The organism is Marivirga tractuosa (genome assembly GCF_042140215.1).
In the GTDB taxonomy this organism is placed as follows: domain Bacteria; phylum Bacteroidota; class Bacteroidia; order Cytophagales; family Cyclobacteriaceae; genus Marivirga; species Marivirga tractuosa_A.
This window is the reverse complement of record NZ_CP159478.1, coordinates 2,576,371-2,595,116: the sequence shown is the minus strand read 5'-3', so window position 1 is coordinate 2,595,116 and position 18,746 is coordinate 2,576,371. Positions and strand designations below refer to the sequence as shown.

The 18,746-nt window shown below is 33.2% G+C and carries 12 protein-coding genes; 1 reads left to right on the top strand and 11 read right to left on the bottom strand.

The window, feature by feature from the left end:
* Nucleotides 1–3: 3 nt before the first annotated feature.
* The 5 genes from ABWH96_RS11670 to ABWH96_RS11650 form a co-directional block, all read right to left on the bottom strand.
* Nucleotides 4–765 (bottom strand): hypothetical protein, encoded by a 762-nt coding sequence (locus ABWH96_RS11670; RefSeq protein ID WP_375577707.1) that lies wholly within the window; start codon nucleotides 763–765, stop codon nucleotides 4–6.
* The gene (locus ABWH96_RS11665) at nucleotides 758–2,416 is read right to left on the bottom strand and encodes a tetratricopeptide repeat protein (protein ID WP_375577706.1); all 1,659 of its coding nucleotides are present in this window, start codon (nucleotides 2,414–2,416) and stop codon (nucleotides 758–760) included. The genes ABWH96_RS11670 and ABWH96_RS11665 overlap by 8 nt, the downstream gene beginning before the upstream one ends.
* The gene (locus ABWH96_RS11660; protein WP_375577705.1) at nucleotides 2,413–3,342 is read right to left on the bottom strand and encodes a type IX secretion system membrane protein PorP/SprF; all 930 of its coding nucleotides are present in this window, start codon (nucleotides 3,340–3,342) and stop codon (nucleotides 2,413–2,415) included. The genes ABWH96_RS11665 and ABWH96_RS11660 overlap by 4 nt, the downstream gene beginning before the upstream one ends.
* 69 nt (nucleotides 3,343–3,411) lie before the next feature.
* Complete coding sequence (locus ABWH96_RS11655) at nucleotides 3,412–6,024, bottom strand: HYR domain-containing protein (RefSeq protein ID WP_375577704.1); 2,613 nt, start codon at nucleotides 6,022–6,024, stop codon at nucleotides 3,412–3,414.
* A gap of 470 nt (nucleotides 6,025–6,494) precedes the next feature.
* On the bottom strand, nucleotides 6,495–8,954 hold the full coding sequence (locus tag ABWH96_RS11650) for a glycoside hydrolase family 3 N-terminal domain-containing protein (RefSeq protein ID WP_375577703.1): 2,460 nt from the start codon (nucleotides 8,952–8,954) through the stop codon (nucleotides 6,495–6,497).
* A gap of 127 nt (nucleotides 8,955–9,081) precedes the next feature.
* Here ABWH96_RS11650 and ABWH96_RS11645 point away from each other — a divergent pair, with 127 nt between their 5' ends.
* The gene (locus ABWH96_RS11645; RefSeq protein ID WP_375577702.1) at nucleotides 9,082–9,825 is read left to right on the top strand and encodes an NUDIX domain-containing protein; all 744 of its coding nucleotides are present in this window, start codon (nucleotides 9,082–9,084) and stop codon (nucleotides 9,823–9,825) included.
* Between the two features lie 47 nt (nucleotides 9,826–9,872).
* Here ABWH96_RS11645 and ABWH96_RS11640 read toward each other — a convergent pair whose 3' ends face one another.
* The 6 genes from ABWH96_RS11640 to ABWH96_RS11615 all read right to left on the bottom strand — a co-directional run bounded on the left by ABWH96_RS11640 (nucleotide 9,873) and on the right by ABWH96_RS11615 (nucleotide 18,676).
* Complete coding sequence (locus ABWH96_RS11640; RefSeq protein ID WP_375577701.1) at nucleotides 9,873–11,168, bottom strand: ATP-binding protein; 1,296 nt, start codon at nucleotides 11,166–11,168, stop codon at nucleotides 9,873–9,875.
* A gap of 344 nt (nucleotides 11,169–11,512) precedes the next feature.
* Nucleotides 11,513–12,844 (bottom strand): signal recognition particle protein, encoded by a 1,332-nt coding sequence (gene ffh, locus ABWH96_RS11635; RefSeq protein WP_375577700.1) that lies wholly within the window; start codon nucleotides 12,842–12,844, stop codon nucleotides 11,513–11,515.
* Nucleotides 12,845–12,917: 73 nt separating this feature from the next.
* The gene (locus ABWH96_RS11630; protein WP_375577699.1) at nucleotides 12,918–13,937 is read right to left on the bottom strand and encodes a tetratricopeptide repeat protein; all 1,020 of its coding nucleotides are present in this window, start codon (nucleotides 13,935–13,937) and stop codon (nucleotides 12,918–12,920) included.
* Nucleotides 13,938–14,408: 471 nt separating this feature from the next.
* Nucleotides 14,409–15,524: a DEAD/DEAH box helicase gene (locus ABWH96_RS11625; RefSeq protein WP_375577698.1), complete on the bottom strand. Its 1,116-nt coding sequence runs from the start codon at nucleotides 15,522–15,524 to the stop codon at nucleotides 14,409–14,411.
* Between the two features lie 19 nt (nucleotides 15,525–15,543).
* Nucleotides 15,544–16,758 (bottom strand): DEAD/DEAH box helicase, encoded by a 1,215-nt coding sequence (locus ABWH96_RS11620; RefSeq protein ID WP_375577697.1) that lies wholly within the window; start codon nucleotides 16,756–16,758, stop codon nucleotides 15,544–15,546.
* A gap of 91 nt (nucleotides 16,759–16,849) precedes the next feature.
* A complete protein-coding gene (locus tag ABWH96_RS11615; RefSeq protein ID WP_375577696.1) occupies nucleotides 16,850–18,676 on the bottom strand; it encodes a CHASE domain-containing protein in 1,827 nt (608 codons plus the stop codon).
* Between the last annotated feature and the right edge of the window lie 70 nt (nucleotides 18,677–18,746).

The following is an 18,746-nucleotide window of genomic DNA, read 5'->3' as shown; positions in this document are numbered from 1 at the left end:
TGATCAAGTAGAAGCTTGAGAACTTTTACTAAGCTTATCCCTTTGTATTTTATTAAGCAACTTATAAAACACTCTTAATGAAGTAATTGTGTCAAGTTGCTGAAGAATTAATCCTGTCTCATTTTTTTGTACAATTTGATTTGATTGTTTTTCAATAGGCTGAGTGTCTTCTTCTACTTCTGACTGAATTTTTTGAACCCTAATTAAAACAGAATCTTGATTTTTGAAATCTTTTATATCATATCCCGGAATTTTAAATTGATTAATACTTTTTATTTCCTCATTTAGTGCCAAGGGAATTGATAATATTCCTTCTCTATTGGTTCTTTTACTTATCTTTTTTTTACCTGTAAATTGAACCTGAATGTTTGAAATACCTACCCCATTTTCATTTACTATCTTTATTTCCTTATCTATATAGTTTTTTTTACGAATAATTACCTCTAAAATGCCTTTGCTTAAATTCCATGAGGCTACTTCCAGGGTCTCATCCTTTAGTTTAATGGATTGAATAGGAATGTCTGAAGATTTTAGGTTAGCAAATACTGCCCCATTTTCATTTAGGCTTATAAATTCTCCTTTATTGATGGATAGGCTAAGATTTGGGTATATGTTTAAGTTTTCTGAAAAGGCTTTTACCTGCACAACCTGATTATTCTGAGCATCAGAAACATAAGATTGAATAATGCAAGTAAATACAATTAGTGTAAATACAATTAATTTTTGGGGAGATATTCTAGATCCATCAAAATATAAATTACTCATTTTCTTCCCTCAAACTATTTTTAAAGTCATCATTCACCACCACTATTTCGTAACTTAAATCTTGTTTTGCAAACTTTGGAACCTCAAAACTTACGAAACCATCCAAATCTTTTCCTACAATTCTTATCTTATATTTGCTATAATAAGGTACTTTAAAATTAAAATTTCCTTCTGAATCTGTTCTAGTCTTAGCTACCACATTATTTCCTGTTCTGTCAATTAGCTCCATATTCACATAAGGAAGAACTTGAAGTTCAGATGAATCCATCCAATTATGTTCAATGAATTTAACAATACCTTCTACTGATAGCGGATAGACCTGCAAGTCTAAAGCAAATTCATAAATATCAAAATCAAAGCCTTTATTTAGCCTATTAGAGCTCAAAAAACCTTGTTGCCCCAGGCTGTCGATGTTAAAGGATAATTCATCGTAACTCGAATTAATGGGATAGCCTAAATTCTCAATTTCTTGTAAATTGTTATCCATAAGTTTTGCTTTGTATATATCAAACCCTCCCAATCCAGCATGTCCGTTAGAAGCAAAATATAAATTGGACTGATGAAAGAATGGAAATCGCTCATCCCTTTCTGTATTAATATTATTTCCAAGATTTTCAGGTTTGCTCCAGCCTTCTTCTGTTTTTACCGATATGAATAAATCATTTCCACCCATTCCATTGTCGAAATTGGCACTAAATATCAATGTATTCCCATCATTACTCATGCTTGGTTCTGAGATATCAAATTGTTTATTATTATGCTCATAATCTGCAATTTTAAACCATTTCTCTTTTTTCTTTTCCGCAAAATAGAGTTGTAAAGGATAATTCCCTTTTCCATTCTTTTGTTTTGAAGAAGCTGCAAAAACCATTTGATTTCCATCATTAAAAATACTAATAGCCGATAAGTGAAATGGGGTTTTTAAGGACTTTCCTATTGGTTTAGGGTTCTCATAATTTAAAGCTACTATTGAAAAAGGATCTTCATACGTTTCAATTTTTTTTACATTATAAAATGACGAATTCTCTTTAGAATCAATTTTCTTGATCATCTCTACTTGTGGTTGGTTGGATACCAAGTAAACCTCATTATCCGAAATATGCACCATCTGTAGCTCACTATGAATCGTATTCATTTTCGCATAATGAGCCATATTCTTAATAGAATCCTCATATAAATAAGAGAGATTGCTTAATCGCCATATTCTACTAGCATATAATTCATTATCAGGCTTTTTGTCTAAACAGATTTGATAATATTGTAGTGCACCTTCTATATTTCCGATGGAAGTCAGGGCCTCAGCAAAATAGAAATAGTCCTCAGTAGGAAATTCTAAATTAGTTTTCTCGTGTTGTTTATAATACTTTACTGCATCTTCATATTGAAATGTAAAATAATAACTCCTAGCCAGCCGTAAGTCAATATTCTCTGGTGCCTTATCATCTTGAGCCATTTCCTCATAAATACTTAATGCTTTACCGTAGTTTTTTGCAATGAAAGCTTTGTCAGCCTCCCCTATGGATTGATTTAAAGCCGAAAATACAGATTCCTGCCCCTTTAAATTTATGACAAAGGCAAAGAAAATAAATGCAAATAAAAACATAGTTTTATTGAGCATATTGGTTGTAGATGGCTGATTAATCAATTTCATTGAGGAGAATTCACATTTTCATATTTAAACTTGAAAATATAGCGAAGCATAATTTCATTGGAGGCTTGGGCCAACCTGCTTACATTTCCAATAGGATAATCATAGGCATATGCTACTTGGAATTGGGGTGTAAGGTTAAACCTAAGCAAAAAATCAACAGATTCTTGCTTTCTGTAGGAAACGCCTGCAGATAAAACACTTTTAAAGGTGGTTAAAATATTAAAATCATAACTTAGTGGCGTAGCTTGAAAATATTTCAGCAAAAAGCTGGGGCTTAATACGAAGTTATTTCCTAATGGAATATGGTATTGAGCGAATAGTAAATGATTAAGGTTTATGGGATCCAGGCTTACAGAGTCGTTAACATTTATCGATCTATTTATAATTGACGGAATGGAATAACCCGCTTCAAACTTTTTACTCTTATAATAGAAGCCAAAACCAGCATTAAAATCAGTTCCTGAAAAAAGCTCATCATTTACGGATGGATCAGGGTTACCATTTTGTAATGACTGATAATCCGATCTAACATTTAGCATACCCGCTTTTAATCCGAAAGAAAAATATCTTTGGTTTCCCAATGGTAAGTGGTAAGCTAAATTAGTAGCAAGCTGGATGTTTTGGTGCACCCCTATGCTTTCTCTATGAATAAAAAGACCTACTCCTACTTTCGGACTTTTGAAAGGTGTATGCAAAGAGAAAGTTTGAGATTGTGGTGCTCCCTCTAACCCATTCCATTGGTCCCTATGTAGCAAAGAAATACTCAAGGCATTATCTGCACCTGCATAAGCTGGATTAATCAAGGAGCCATCATACATATACTGCGTATATTGAATGCCTTGCTGAGCGAATAAATCAGTACTTAAACCACTTAATAATAAGAGCGGGAAAAGTAAATATTTAATATAGTTTATATATTTATTCAATTTTTATATATTATTGATTATTAAGAAGATATGATTTTTAGCTAAAGTAAATATCAAATTCTAATAATCCTATCTTAATATTTCTATAAAACCTTTTCTTTCTAATAAATCTTGTTCATTCTTCACTGAAATGAAATAGTAATATGTGCCTCTTGGAACTATCTCGCCACTTTTATTTTCACCTTTCCATACCACATCAATATTATTGTAGCCTTTTACAGAATAAATTTCAGCTCCCCATCTATCCACAATGGTTACTTGATTATCAGGAAATTGCTCTATGCCATAAATTTGCCAAGTATCATTATTACTATCTCCATTAGGCGTAATCAATTTATTGATTTCAATATCTAATATAAGTGGCTCCACGGTTATCTCAAATGAGCAGCTTTCACTTTGACCATTTTCCGTAATAAAAGTATAGTTAACTGTAGTTGTACCTACTTCAAATGAACTTCCTGAATTATGGTTTGAATTTACCGTAATTTCTGAACATTCTGCTGTTGCTGTAGGAGTTTCCCAGCTTACATTTGCTGTTCCATTGCTATTTTCAGCTTTAACGATTATATCATCAGGACAATTATTGACAATTATTTTAGATTCATCTACAACATTGATGTCAAAAGTACAATAGCTTAAATTACCCTCTTTGTCTGTAAATTCGTATTCAATTGTTGTTGTACCTACTGAGAAAATACTGCCAGATTCGAAATTTGAATTAACAACTACTGATGAACATAGATCTGTGGCAGTTGGCTCATCCCATTCAACTGTAGCCTCACAATTGTCTGATGTAGATATAGTTATGTCCTCTGGGCAATCTTCTACTTCTGGTGGTGTTTGATCTATTACTTCCACTTCAAATGAACATGAACTATTTAATCCATTATCATCTGTAGCTGTATATTCAATAATTGTAACCCCAATAGGAAGCTCATCTCCTACTTGGAAATTACTACTAATGCTAAGGTTCGAACAATCTTCAAAAACAGGCTCTTCCCATTCAGCAATTCCTATACAATTTGAATTTGCATTTATGGTTAGCTTTTCAGGACAAGATAATGCTACTGGAGCATTATTATCTTCAACAATAACATTAAAACTACAATTACTGGTATTTCCCGCATCATCGGTTGCGGTATAAGTAACTGTGGTTGTTCCTAAAGGAAAAACATCACCGGAGTTAAAATCACTTTCTAATGTAATATCGTTATCGCAATTATCGGTTACTTCGGGAGTAGTCCATTCGGCCATTTTTTCACAATCATCATTTGCAGATAATAAAATATCAGCTACACAAGTGGTAAAGTTAGGGGAATTATCATCCTCAACAATCACATTAAAGCTGCATAAAGTCTCATTTCCAGCATTGTCAGTGGCAGTATAAGTAACAAGGGTAGTTCCAAGTGAAAACTGAGTTCTAGGGTCATGGCTGGATGTAATGGTCAACTCAGTATCACAATTATCAGTAAACACAGGTGGAGTCCAATCTGCTAATGATTTACAATTACCCTTGGCTGAAACTGTTATATCAGATGGACAATTACTTACAATAGGAGCACTATTATCTTGTACTGTTATTTTAAAGGAAGAAGTACTTTCATTGCTTTCATCATCAGTTGCAATAATATCAACTGTAGTTTCACCTATTGGAAATAAATCTCCAGAATTGAAATTCGTTATTATATTAACTTGACCATTACAATTATCATTAGCAGTAATTTCATCCCAAGAAACAGCTGCTTCACAGTTTTCATCCACGTTAACGGTAATATCGGAAGGAATATTTATTAGTTCTGGGCCAGTATTATCAACCACAGTCACATCAAATGAGCAGCTAGCAATATTTCCACTTTCATCTGTAGCAGTATAAGTGACTGTTGTGGTTCCCAATGGGAAAGTACTTCCGCTATTGAAATTAGATGTCAGATCAGGTTCAGATCCACAATTATCGCTTACTGAGGGTTCATCCCAAGTTACAATAGCCTCACAATTTTCATCTGCATTTACAGTTATATCTGTGGGGCAAGTGTCAAAAACAGGTGGGAAATCATCAATAATAGTAACGGTAAAACTACATCGGTCTAAAATCTTATTATTGTAAATAGCTATATACTCGACCTCTGTAGTTCCAATTGGAAATTCATCGCCTGGAACATAAAATGGATCAACAAGCAACTGAATTTCATCACAAGGGACGCTTGGTTCTAGCCATGTTACTGCTCTATTACATGCCTGCGTGACTGTTTTAGTAATATCTCCATACGCACATTTTGAATCAGGAAAAACATAATTTTCAGTAACTTGTAATTTAACAGTAACGGTAAAACTACACTCCTCTATTACTTGCCCATCACTATTTTTGCCTTGGAGAGTAACAACAGTTTCACCTAAAGGAAAACTGGAGCCTGATGCAGGGATTGAAGATATTTCAGTTACATCGGGGTTACTACTAGAAGTGGGTTCAGGCCATGATACTATTTTTTCACAACCATCAGTTACCGTTTCTTCAATGTCAGCGGGACAGTCTAAGAAATAAAGTGAGTTAAGAGAATTTTCACTATTTGATACCACTGTATCTATAGCCTCAGCCACAAGAACATCATTACCTGCATCTGCCTTGTAGATAAAGAAACTAGAGAAAATGAAGTAAAATATTAGAATATTTATTTTTATGGACACTTCGAGACAAATTACAGCTTATTGATGTTAAAATTATTATAAAAAGTAATTTATGTAAAAGGAAATGAATAAAAAAGCCAATTCTATTTTAATTATAGGTGAATAATTAAAGTAATATCACTTAAAATTATACTTTTGGTTTAGTAGGTCGGTTTGTTAATGGGAATAACTGCTACATTTATCTTAAATCAAGATAAATTTTAGCATTAAGTGAGCTAAAAATAACTGACAAAACAACTAAAGCCATTCGTTCCGACTGTTTGTCAACCAAAGCCTTTAATTGTTCCCAAATGCATTGAGAACTCTAAGTTTTCATTGTTGGCTTAGTACATCGTCTTAATGATAGCCTTTGCCATAACCATTAAGAATTAGACAGATTAATCCGTCTAATCCCTTTATATCAAGGCCATAAAAAAGGCAGTACCCTAAAAGAGTTACTGCCTTAAAACCAATCTATAAAACTAAACTAACTATTGTCTTAGCAATTCCATGGCCCTATTCGGAGTCATTACTTTATTCACATTTTCGACTGTAATATCTTCTTTCACAGAAAATTCATCAGTCAATTTAATATCTTGAGAAGAGGCACCAATTCTGATGGTATATTCCCCACTTTCTACCAACCATCTTGAATTTGTTTCATCAAAGGATGCAAGGTCTTTTGCAGCTATTGTAAAGCTCAATTTTTCGCTAGCTTGAGGTTCCAATAATGAAGTTTTTCCAAAAGCAATTAATTGCGATTCTGGTTTCTCCAATTGATCGGAAGGAGCTTTCACATAAATTTGAACTACTTCTTTACCCGCAAGCTGTCCAGCATTCTTGATGTTAACGGTAATTTCCAGTTGATCTATAAAGGAATCAGTATTTAAAGTTAAGTTACTATACTCAAATGAAGTATATGATTTTCCATAACCGAATTCATAGGAAACAGGCACATCAAAAGTCTGGTAATATCGATAACCAACATATATATCTTCCTCATAAATCACTTCCCAAGGCACTCTTTTCATAAAAGAAAATCCTGATTCATCTTCTTTATCATCCGTTTCGCCTTTTACACTACTTCCAGGAAAGTTCTTAGCTGTAGAAGCGTCTTCATAAGTAGTTGGAAATGTAATAGCTAATTTTCCTGATGGATTTACTTTTCCGCTTAAAACATCTATCACCGAATTTCCAGCTTCTTGTCCGGGTAACCATGAGCATAACACAGCATCCGGAATATTTTTCCAGCTAGCCGTTTCTATTACACCTGCAATATTTAAAATTACAACTGCTTTTTTACCTTCGGCATGAAAAGCTTTAGTAACCATTTCAATCATTGATTTTTCTTTATCATTCAAATAGAAATCTCCAGCTTCCGCTTTTCTGTCATCTCCTTCACCAGCATTTCTGCCTATAGTAATCAAAGCAATATCTGACTTAGAAGCCATTTCTTTAGCGATTGATTCATCTAATTCCATTTCTGGAATGGGTTGTTTTCCTCCCAATAGTGCTGTTAAGAAATTTTCTGGTGGTGGCTGATTTGCTCGTGTCTTTTTGATATAATTATCATAGATTTCCTTTAATTCTTCATTAATCTGATAATCAGCTTTTTGCAAGCCCTCAATTAATGAAATTGTATAGGCTTCATTAACATCTCCACTTCCTGTACCACCTGATATAAAATCATAAGAGTTAGCTCCAAATGCTGCTATATTTTTAACAGAAGATTCAAATGGAAGCGTATTATTCTTATTTTCAAGTAGGATCATACCATCTGTAGCAGCTTGGCGTGTTATTGCAGCATGAGCCTCTAAATCAGGTTTGTTTGAATTCTCATAACCCCTGAAACGAGGAGTTTTTACCATAACTGATAATATTCTTTCAACATTGATGTCCAAAATACTCTCCTCCAATTCTCCATTTTCAACAGCCTTAACAACAGCCTGAATTTGCTCAGGTGAACCTGGTTGAATCATATCATTTCCTGCTTTTAATTGGGCTACAATATCACTTCCTCCGCCCCAATCGGTCATCACATATCCATCAAAACCCCATTCATCTCGTAATATGGTTGTCAATAATTCAGGGTCTTCTGAAGTGTATAGTCCGTTTACTTTATTATATGAAGACATGACAGTCCAGGGTTGACTTTCCTTAACCGCTATCTCAAAACCTTTTAAATACATTTCACGCAATGCTCGTTCACTTAAGATTGTATTTACAGATAAACGATTGGTTTCTTGATTGTTAACCGCAAAATGTTTAATCGAAGTCCCAACTCCATTAGATTGAATTCCATTGATCATGGCAGATGCCATTTTACCCGTAACCAGTGGATCTTCAGAATAATATTCGAAGTTTCTTCCATTAAGTGGGTCACGTTGCAGATTCAAACCTGGAGCTAATATAATATCAGCACCATATTCCAGAACTTCCTCCCCCATGGCTTGTCCAACATTTTCAATTAAGTCAGTATCCCAGGTAGATGCCAAAACAGTAGCAATTGGAAAAGCAGTAGCATAAAAAGTTCCTTCTTTCCCTTCTCTTACAGGAGATATCCTTAATCCTGCGGGACCGTCAGCCAGTGTCTGACTTGTAATTCCATATTTTGGGAATTCAGCCGTTACACCAGCAGTACCTGGCAAATATTGGCGTATTTTAGTCACCATTTTACCATAAGCAGTGGTGGTGTCCAATTCTTTTCTAAGGCCTTCTGGTATCATGGCCTTTATAGAATCTGGCAATGGAAGATACATACCCGTACCTACTACTAATTGAGCTTTCTCTTCCACAGTCATTTTTTCAATCACAGAAGAGATGTTAAATTCCTCTTTCTCATTCTGCTCTTCTGGAGTTGAACAAGAAAATGCAATACCGCTAAGCAATACAAAAATTAATATCTTGTAAGGTCTCAGATTTGGCTTAATGTTAAACAATTTTTTCTCCATAGTTATGATGTTAGATTACTGGATAAAATAATAATGATAAATTTGAGTTTATCATATGATTTTAAATCCTATTGTGTCATTATTACACAATAGTATGAAATTTTATTAAAGATTAAAAACAGTTTATATGGATTTTTCAGATTATGTGCCCTCAGTATCTGTTGATTGTGTAGTATTTGGATTTCATCAGAATCAGTTGAAAGTTTTAATGTTAAAATTAAAACACTTGAATTTATGGGCTTTGCCAGGTGGGTTTATTAAGATTAATCAAAGCGCAACAATAGCAGCTGATAAAGTGCTAAAAGATAGAACTGGTTTGGAGGGAATATACCAACAACAATTTCATGTATTTACTGACCCAGAAAGGTCTCAAACTTCTCATATTGAGCAATTAATTACAAATGATGTTTTAGATAAAGATGTGCTTGGATGGTTTAAAAATAGATTTATATCTATAGGATATTATGCATTAGTTGAATATTCAAAGGTAAATAAACCTGAACCTGATTTTCTTTCTGAAAAATGCCAATGGGTTTCCTTGGATGAACTACCTGAGCTGATGTTAGACCATGAGGAAATTATTAAGAGGGCTTACGTTAGACTTAAGCAGGATTTATATCAAAAACCTGTTGGTATAAATTTATTACCCGAAAAATTTACTATGCCTGAATTACAAGCTTTGTATGAAACCATATTGCAAAAGAAGATAGATAGAAGAAACTTCAGAAGGAAAATTCTAAGCCTGAATATTTTAATAGATACAAAAGAAAAAAGAATGGGTTCAAACAATCGTGCACCTATAGTTTATAAATTTGATAAAACTAAATATCATCAGGTGCTTAAAGAGGGCTATCATATCAATTTGTTTTAGTCTTAATTCAAATGAATTAACCAATTTAATGATTTTGGGAAAACAAGTTAAGACTTGATTGGAATTGAAGCTTTAAATTCAGTTTCTTTTTCTATTTCTGAATAGTTGAGATTAATATCTCCATTTAACTTATTGGTGATTATTTTACAGATGTAAAGCCCTAAACCAGGCCCTTTAGGAAGCTCTGAGCCAACATAAAAAAGCTCAAATATGCTATCTTTTTGTTCTTTCTTAATTCCGATACCATTATCTTTTACACTGATAACCAAATACTTATCAATTATTTCAATATTTACTTTAACCCACTTATTTAATTTTAAAGGATCCTGAAAACGTACTGCATTTCCAATTAAATTCTTTAAAATTAAATGTAATAGACTTGGGTCAATTTGAATTGGTTTATCGATAAGGTTATTAACTTCTATTGAAACGGAATCTAGATTTTCCTCTCCTTTTAATCTATCAAAGACGGTATCTAAAATTAATGAAATTTCAATTTTTTGGGGATTTATTGGTCTGGCACTTATTTCATAGACATTACTAAGTCTTTTCAACATGTTATCCATGTGATTAGCCGAATGATTTAAATGTTCTAAATGATCACTAATATCATTGTTTTGATCATACTCCATTTGAATAAGCTGGCTCAAACCTTTAAATCGAGCAATTGGACCTCGTAAATCATGGGCTGACTTATAAATAAACTCATCCAATTCCTTATTTTTCTCTAATAATAGGTTATTTGATCTTGATAATTCTTTGGTTCTATCCTGAACCTGTTGATCCAAATTACGAGCAATCCCCATTAATTTTGTGTTCTGAGCTTGAATGATCCTTTTGGCCTGTTCAAGTTTAGCTCTTTCATGGTCTAATAGCTCATTTTGAGATTGTATTTCCTCAAAAGCTTCAGTTAAATCTTTATTTTTATGCAATAAATCCTGTTGAGCTGTTTCAATCTCTTCTTTTTGGTCTTGAATTAATGAAAGAGCCTCTCTATAATCTTCATTTTGAGCTTTTAACTGATTATGTTTTTCCTCTAGTGTTCTGGTTCTATCTTTTACAAGCGTTTCTAAATAATCATTATGCCGCTTTATTCTTTTTGAACCCAAATTGATGAAACTAAAAGCGATTCCTACTATTCCAAAACTTAATAAAAATAAAGAAATTGACTGAATGGCATTGGTAAGGTTTGAGGTCGTATTAACAAATAAATAGCCTATCATATTTGCATCAGAACCTAATACAGAGGATTGATCAATTGATCCTTCAGCTGACTGAACAATCAATATAAGCAAGAGGCCTAATAGTGTAAGAAAAGTAAAATAGCTGAAATAGTTTTTCACAAGTACAGTCTAAATATAATGCTATTAATGATAAAAAGTTTAATAGATTTTAATTTTAAACAAAACACTTTAATTATCAGTGTTTTATATTAATTTAATTCAAGTGTCAATTTAATAAAATAATATCCTTAAAAACAAGAAATGGTTATATAAAGTTGTAAACTTTTCGACTAATAATAATTAACTAAACAATAAGTAACCGTGCGATTATAGGCTATTCTATTGAAAATTAGCTTATTACAAAATTCTAAACAAAAAAAAGCCTGATACTACAATAATTGTAATATCAGGCCAATTAAAAAAGATTATTAATTCAATGTAATAAATAGAAAACTAATGCATAATTATTTCCCAAATGGGTTAAAACCAGCTAAACCTCTTTTACTACCGCTCATTTTGTTCATTGTTTTCATCATCTTACGCATGTCTTTAAACTGCTTAAGTAAATTATTGATTTCTTGAACTGAAGTGCCGCTACCAGTCGCAATTCTTTGCTTCCTGCTGGCATTCATTAATTCAGGATTGGTTCTTTCGTCTATTGTCATAGAACGAATAATAGCTTCTACAGGCTTAAAAGCATCATCATCTATATCCAAATCTTTAATTTGTTTCCCCATGCCTGGTAACATTCCCAATAGGTCTTTAACATTCCCCATTTTCTTTATCTGTTGCAATTGAGAGAGGAAATCTTCAAAATCAAATTGATTTTTGCGAATTTTTTTAGACAGTCGGTTGGTTTCTTCCTGGTCAAATGTTTCCTGAGCCTTCTCCACTAAGGAAACCACATCTCCCATACCTAGAATCCTTTGCGCCATCCTATCAGGATAGAAAAGGTCTATGGCATCCATTTTCTCACCGCTACTGACAAACTTGATCGGCTTTTCTACTACGTTTCTAATGGACAAAGCAGCACCACCACGAGTGTCACCATCTAACTTGGTTAAGACTACCCCATCAAAATCTAACTGCTCATTAAAGGTCTTTGCAGTATTAACCGCATCCTGACCCGTCATGGAATCCACTACAAATAATGTTTCAGATGGTTTCAACTCTTTCTTCAAGCTTGAAATCTCTTTCATCATGGTTTCATCCACAGCCAAACGACCTGCAGTATCAACTATAACTACACTTTTACCATTGTCTTTGGCATATTTAATAGCATTATTAGCGATTTTAACAGCATCTTTATTATCAGGCTCAGCATATACTTCAACGCCTATTTGCTCCCCTAAAACCTTTAATTGGTCTATTGCGGCAGGTCTATAAATATCACAAGCAGCTAATAAGACCTGCTTGCCTTGTTTTTTAAGTCGATTTGCTAATTTCCCTGAGAAAGTTGTTTTACCAGAACCTTGCAAACCAGAAATTAATATAGTAGCAGGAGATCCTTCAATAGAGATATCCTCTTGCTTCTCTCCCATCATTTTGGCTAACTCTTCCTGAGTTATTTTCACCAAAAGCTGACCAGGAGAAACAGAGATTAAAACATCTCTACCTAGAGCTTCTTCTTTGATTCTGTCTGTAACTTCTTTAGCTACTTTGAAATTCACATCGGCATCAACTAATGCTCTTCTGATTTCTTTTACTGTAGTAGCTACGTTTACTTCAGTGATTTGTCCCTGACCTTTCAGGGTTTTAAAAGCGCGGTCTAATTTATAACTGAGATTATCGAACATATCTTAATGGATAAATTTTGGGCAAAAGTAAGGAATTTATTGTTTTATTCCGAAGGATTAACGGTTTTGAATATTAATCATTACAGTATTTCTTAAATGCTGCCATACCTTCTGGATCCTCTATTTCAACAGATTTTTGAAATGCATCACAAGCTTCTTGCATTTGGTTATTTAATCGGAAGGCCTCTCCTAAATAATAATGTGTAGAACTTAAGTCACTTTTCTTTTCAAGGGCATTTTCTAATTGTCTTATGGCTTCTTTATAATCGCCTTTTTTAAGCGCTAAAATGCCTAAATTTCTATAGACAAATGGATTTTTTTCATCTGAGACTATACTCTTTCTTAAATCAGCATAAGCTTTATCATATTCACCCAAAAATGTATAAATATACCCTCTATTGTTTAAGAAGTAAGGCTGCCCAGCTTGTAATGCTATTGCTTTATTCACTGATTCTAACGCCTCTTCAAAATCATCTTTCTCAGATTGAACCAATGCTAATAAATTCCATGCATTTGCCTCTTGAGGATCTAGCTTAAGGGCGTCATCTAAATATTTTAAAGAGGTTTCATATTCTTTTTGGTAATAAGCTGCTGCTGCAAGGTTGGTTTGAATTTCTGCATTAGCTGAATCAAGTTCTAATGCAGTTAAAAATGACTCTTCCGCTTCTTCATAATTTTTTAAGCCAACCAATGCCAAACCTTTCGCTAAATGAGCAAAAGCAGAATCTTGATAGGTTTCTAGAACTGGTTCTAAGTCATCTAGTGCTCTATAGTATTCTCCTGTTTGGTAAAATGCATTACTTCTGTTGTAATAAGCCCGAGTATAATCTTCTTTATATTGCAAAGCTTTTCCAAAAGCCTGGATAGCTTCATAGGGATGGCCGTTTTGATAATGAGTTACCCCTAAGCCATTCCATGCAGATGGATTCTCATTATTGATATCAATAGCACTTTGAAAATAATTTAGAGCCTGTTTTGTTTGGCCTTTATCCAGTGACTGATATCCCTTTTGAATCAAACTTTCTTGTCTTTGCTCTTCAGTGGAACATGAGAGGAAGCCAATTATAAATATGAATAGAATAAAATTTTTCATTTTTTAATTATACAATGTGAAATCCGTGCTTATGTCCGACATTGCAAATGTCGGACATTAATCTTTTTAACCATTAGCCTTTTTTTCAATCTACAATGTCAGACACAGACTAATCTCATCAATGAACCTAACTAATATATCTTAGCCAACAAATGTACTGACATTAAAATGCCCGACATATCTTAAGCAAAGCGGTTTGACGGTTCGATCCGTCAAATCGCTAAAGAGTCATCTATAAGAATATCGGTCGGACGGTAATCGAAAAGCCTACTATAACTTTATAATCAACTTTTAAGATTAACATCCTAATTAATAAGCCTAAGAACCAAACCGTCAGACCGAAAAGAAACCCATTAACCTAGTTTATCGGTCAGACGGTTATTGAACAAATGCCATGTTTCATATAAACTATCTTTCCAGTAATAACAAATTAGTACTAAAAATTAACCAAATCGTTAGACCGATACAAGATCAACCAAAAGGAACAGACTTTATTTTTATACCTAACTCTTGTTGGATTTTTTTGATTTGTGTGACTTCATTTTTTGTACACAAAGCCATACTTATTCCTGTTTTTCCAGCTCTGGCAGTTCTTCCGCTTCTGTGGATATAATAATCCACTTGCTTAGGAATTTCAAAATGAACCACAAACGCCAAATTAGCAACATCTATTCCTCTTGCTGCAACATCAGTTGCAATTAGTATATCAATTTTTTTACTTTTAAATGCACGCATTTCCTTGTCTCGATCTTTTTGGTGCATATCGCCTTCCAAAATTCCAGTTGAGATTTTTCTTGCATTCAATTGTTCGTGTAGCGCTCTGGCTGAATTTTTTGTATTGCAGAAAATAATACCCCTCTCCTTTTTCTGAGTTTTTAGAAAATAATCCAGCACCATCATTTTCTCATCAGCATCACATGGAACGTATTGATGCATAATTTTCTCATTCACCAATTCATTTCCTGAAGCTTGTATTTGCTTTGCTTTTGGATTTAAATATTGCTTAATAATGTATTTGATATCAGTCGGTATGGTAGCTGAAAACAACCAGATATCCTTTTTATGCTTCATGGTGTTCAAAATGAATTCCAAATCCTTCTTGAAACCCATGCTTAACATCTCATCCGCTTCATCCAATACCATCAATTTTGCATCACGTATATCTACCGCTTTTCTTCTAATTAAATCATTAAGCCTGCCTGGGGTAGCCACTAATATCTGAGTAGGCCGCTTTAAGTTTTGAATTTGCTTCTCTATTTTCTCCCCACCAAATACTACCTCCATAAATACTTTATCAGAGTATTTGGTGAATTTGAATAGCTGATGTTTGATCTGTTGTGCTAATTCTCTTGTAGGAGATAAAATTACTGCTTGTATTTTATCATCTTTAGGATTGATACGCTCTAAAATAGGTAATCCAAATGCAGCAGTCTTACCAGTACCAGTTTGTGCTTGAGCCACCAAATCCCCAGTATTCTGCATTAAATGACCAATAACTAACTCTTGAATCTTGGTCGGACTCTGTATATTCAATTCTGATAAACCTTTGATCAGTTTATCAGATATTCCTAATTCTTTAAATGTCATGATTTATATTACTGAAATTTTAATTTCTTCTTTTGAAAGACTTTTTCTTCTTAAATCCACCTGGCTTTCTTTTACGCGCATTTTCTTCGTATTCAGGACCTTGGCCAATCTGATTGGGTAGACTATTAGTTTTCATAATGGATTTTTCTATCAAGGCCTCAATGCGGTTGAATTTCTCCATATCCATTTCATTGATGAAGGTAATAGCTTCACCTTTAGTAGCTGCACGAGCAGTTCTACCAATTCTATGGACATAATCTTCCGGGTCACCAGGGACATCATAGTTCACCACTAAGCTGATGTTTTCGACATCTATACCACGAGAAATAATATCGGTTCCAATCAAAACCTGAACCTTTTTTGCTCTAAAATCGCGCATGATAATTTCTCTTTCCTTTTGATCTAAATCACTAGAAAAAGCCTTTACCGACATACCAATATCTTTTAATTCACGCTCTAAGGTTTTTACTTTATCTTTTTTACCTGCAAAAACAATTGCAGTTTCATAAATTCCTGATCCTAAAATGAATTTTAATAAAGGCGTTTTTTGATTATCATGAGCTAAAAATGCTTTTTGAGAGATCCCGGCAGCTGGTTTAGAAATTGACAAGCTGATTTCTTCAGGATTATTTAAAATAGCTCCTGCCAATTTTTTGATTTTGGGCGGCATAGTAGCCGAAAATAAGAGTGTTTGTCTTTTCTCTGGTAATTGTTTTACAATCCTCATGATATCATCATGAAAACCCATATCCAGCATTCTATCTGCTTCATCTAAAACAAGATGCTGAACATTATCCAATTGCGTTTCATTTGAGTTTAATAAGGCAATAAGTCTACCTGGGGTCGCTACAAGTATATCTACTCCTGCTCTAATGGCTTTTTTCTGTTGTTCCCAAGCAGCACCGTCTCCACCACCATAAATGGCAATACTACTGGCATTAGTGAAATAAGAAAAACCTTCAATTTGTTGATCTATTTGTTGTACAAGCTCACGAGTTGGTGCGATAATTAAGGTATTTACTCCTTTTGTTTCCCCACCTACTGCTATCTTATGTAAAACAGGTAGCACAAAGGCAGCTGTTTTCCCTGTGCCTGTTTGTGCGCAGGCTATTAAATCTTTGCCATCTAATATTTTAGGAATGGCTTCTGTTTGTATGGGGGTGGCTTTCAAAAAGCCCATCATTTCCAAGCCTTCGCTAAGCGTAGGATGAAAGTTTAATTCTTTAAATTCCAATTTCTTTGTTTTTATTAATTTTAAACCTTGCAGTTTGTATCAAAGGTAATGAATAGCAGGGATAAATAGCTAAAAATTAGGCACATTACCTTTATAAAATAGTATTTTCAGCTAATTCGGTTCTTCTCACTACATCGCGAATTATAATATCTAATTCCAAAGCACTATCTCGAAGAGATTGAATAACTCTAGTTTTACTTTCTTCACTGATGTTTTGATAATTATCCACCAAATCTAATAATCCTAAAAGTCTAGCTAATGGAGCCCTTACTTCATGGCTTTGAATCCAAGCTATTTCTCTTAATTTTTCATTTTGCTCTTTAATAGAATTAGTATAGTTTTTTCGAACTGAAATATCCCTTATGATTCCCAAAATCTGATTTTGAGCAGTAACTTTACAACTAATTTCAATGGGGATACTTTTGTTGTTTACAGATATAAGAATCCCTTCTTGTATTATAGTGCCTTTTTTATTTATCATCTCAATCAGATTTCCTTCGTTACTATCTTCAAATTTAATGAGATGATTAAGATTAAATTTTTCGTCTTGATCGAATGGTATTTCAGACATTTCATGACCAATTTCATTTAACTCTAATAAAACTCCATTTTTATCAGCCAAGAAAATGGCATCTGAGGCCTGAGATACTAAACTTTTATATTTTTGCTCACTTTTTGCAAGCTTTTCTTCATTCACTTTACTTTCGGTTACCTCTCGAACTACAGCTAAAACCTTTTCGGTATTAATGGCCATATATCTTGACTCAAAATATTTTCTCCCTTCCTTAAAATCTAAATAATAAGAATACTCTGTTATCATTTTAGACTCTAAAGCTATTTTAACAGCATTATGAATATTTTTTGCAAATTCTTCATCAAATAATTCATAAGTTGATTTTCCAATAAATTCTTTGGGCTGATAATATAAAAGTGATAACTGATAGGCATGAAAATCAAGGTATCTGGCATCCTTATCATATACAAAAATCAAATCAGGAATTGCCTGAACCATTGAAGATAGATATTCATTATTCTCTTTTATTTGATTAGTTTTTTCTGATAAAAGAGACTCCAACTCTTCCGGTTTTTTTAATAATTGGTAAGCAAAAAGACCACTTCCAAAAGAAGATGCGATTGCCAAAAAGATGAAAAGAGTAAGTATTACATAAACGATTGGATCTTGATGAAAAATAGCTATTATTTTCCATCCAGCCTTTTCAAAAGTGTAATCTAGTGATAATCTACTATTTACATTACTATTAGTAAAATATTCTTTTTTGCCTGTATTTGGGTTTGTTTTCGATAATTGAAAGCTTATATTTTTGTTATTGGAGTTCGTAATTCCTGAGGTTTCAAGAAAGTCTTCCATTTTAATTAATACTGCAGAGAACCCCCAAAATTTTGTTTTATAAAAAATAGGTAGTCTGCCAATAATACCCATCCCCCCTTGCTGGAATTCTAATGGTCCTGCATAATAAATCTCTCTAGTATCAATTGCCTTTTGGGCTTCTTCATTTGATAATTCATTTTCTAAAATATCAAAACCAATGACTGATTGATGTACATCATATGGATAAACATATTGAATCTCTCCTTTTCTTAGGATTTGAAGCCCGTAGATATAAGGATAGCGTTCAGCAATTTCTTTTGCCATTATCTCAAAATTAACTACAGTATCTTTTACTGGATCAATAGTTAAGCCTAGAGAAAATGCTGCAAGATTACTATTGTTCATAATCTTTCTTATATTTTCTGTTACCAGATTTAATTCTGATTGCAGTTGCTGAAATTTTTGCTTTTTAAAATATTGATAACTTATTAAAATGGTAATGGAAAAGATTATAGCCATTACTAGACTAACAGTAATAGCTATTATTCGTGTTTTATTCCTTAGAAATTTAAAAGGTTGATAGTTCATTAATAAAATTCAAATACATTAGTAAGTTAAACTATTTTAATATTAAATTTAAATATTTGACAATATATAA

Excerpts from the sequence above, each read along its gene's own strand:
- ABWH96_RS11670 (WP_375577707.1), bottom strand. The coding sequence starts at position 765 with ATGAGTAATTTATATTTTGATGGATCTAGAATATCTCCCCAAAAATTA.
- ABWH96_RS11665 (WP_375577706.1), bottom strand. The coding sequence starts at position 2,416 with ATGAAATTGATTAATCAGCCATCTACAACCAATATGCTCAATAAAACT.
- ABWH96_RS11650 (WP_375577703.1), bottom strand. The coding sequence starts at position 8,954 with ATGGAGAAAAAATTGTTTAACATTAAGCCAAATCTGAGACCTTACAAG.
- ABWH96_RS11645 (WP_375577702.1), top strand. The coding sequence starts at position 9,082 with ATGGATTTTTCAGATTATGTGCCCTCAGTATCTGTTGATTGTGTAGTA.
- ffh (WP_375577700.1), bottom strand. The coding sequence starts at position 12,844 with ATGTTCGATAATCTCAGTTATAAATTAGACCGCGCTTTTAAAACCCTG.
- ABWH96_RS11630 (WP_375577699.1), bottom strand. The coding sequence starts at position 13,937 with ATGAAAAATTTTATTCTATTCATATTTATAATTGGCTTCCTCTCATGT.
- ABWH96_RS11625 (WP_375577698.1), bottom strand. The coding sequence starts at position 15,524 with ATGACATTTAAAGAATTAGGAATATCTGATAAACTGATCAAAGGTTTA.
- ABWH96_RS11615 (WP_375577696.1), bottom strand. The coding sequence starts at position 18,676 with ATGAACTATCAACCTTTTAAATTTCTAAGGAATAAAACACGAATAATA.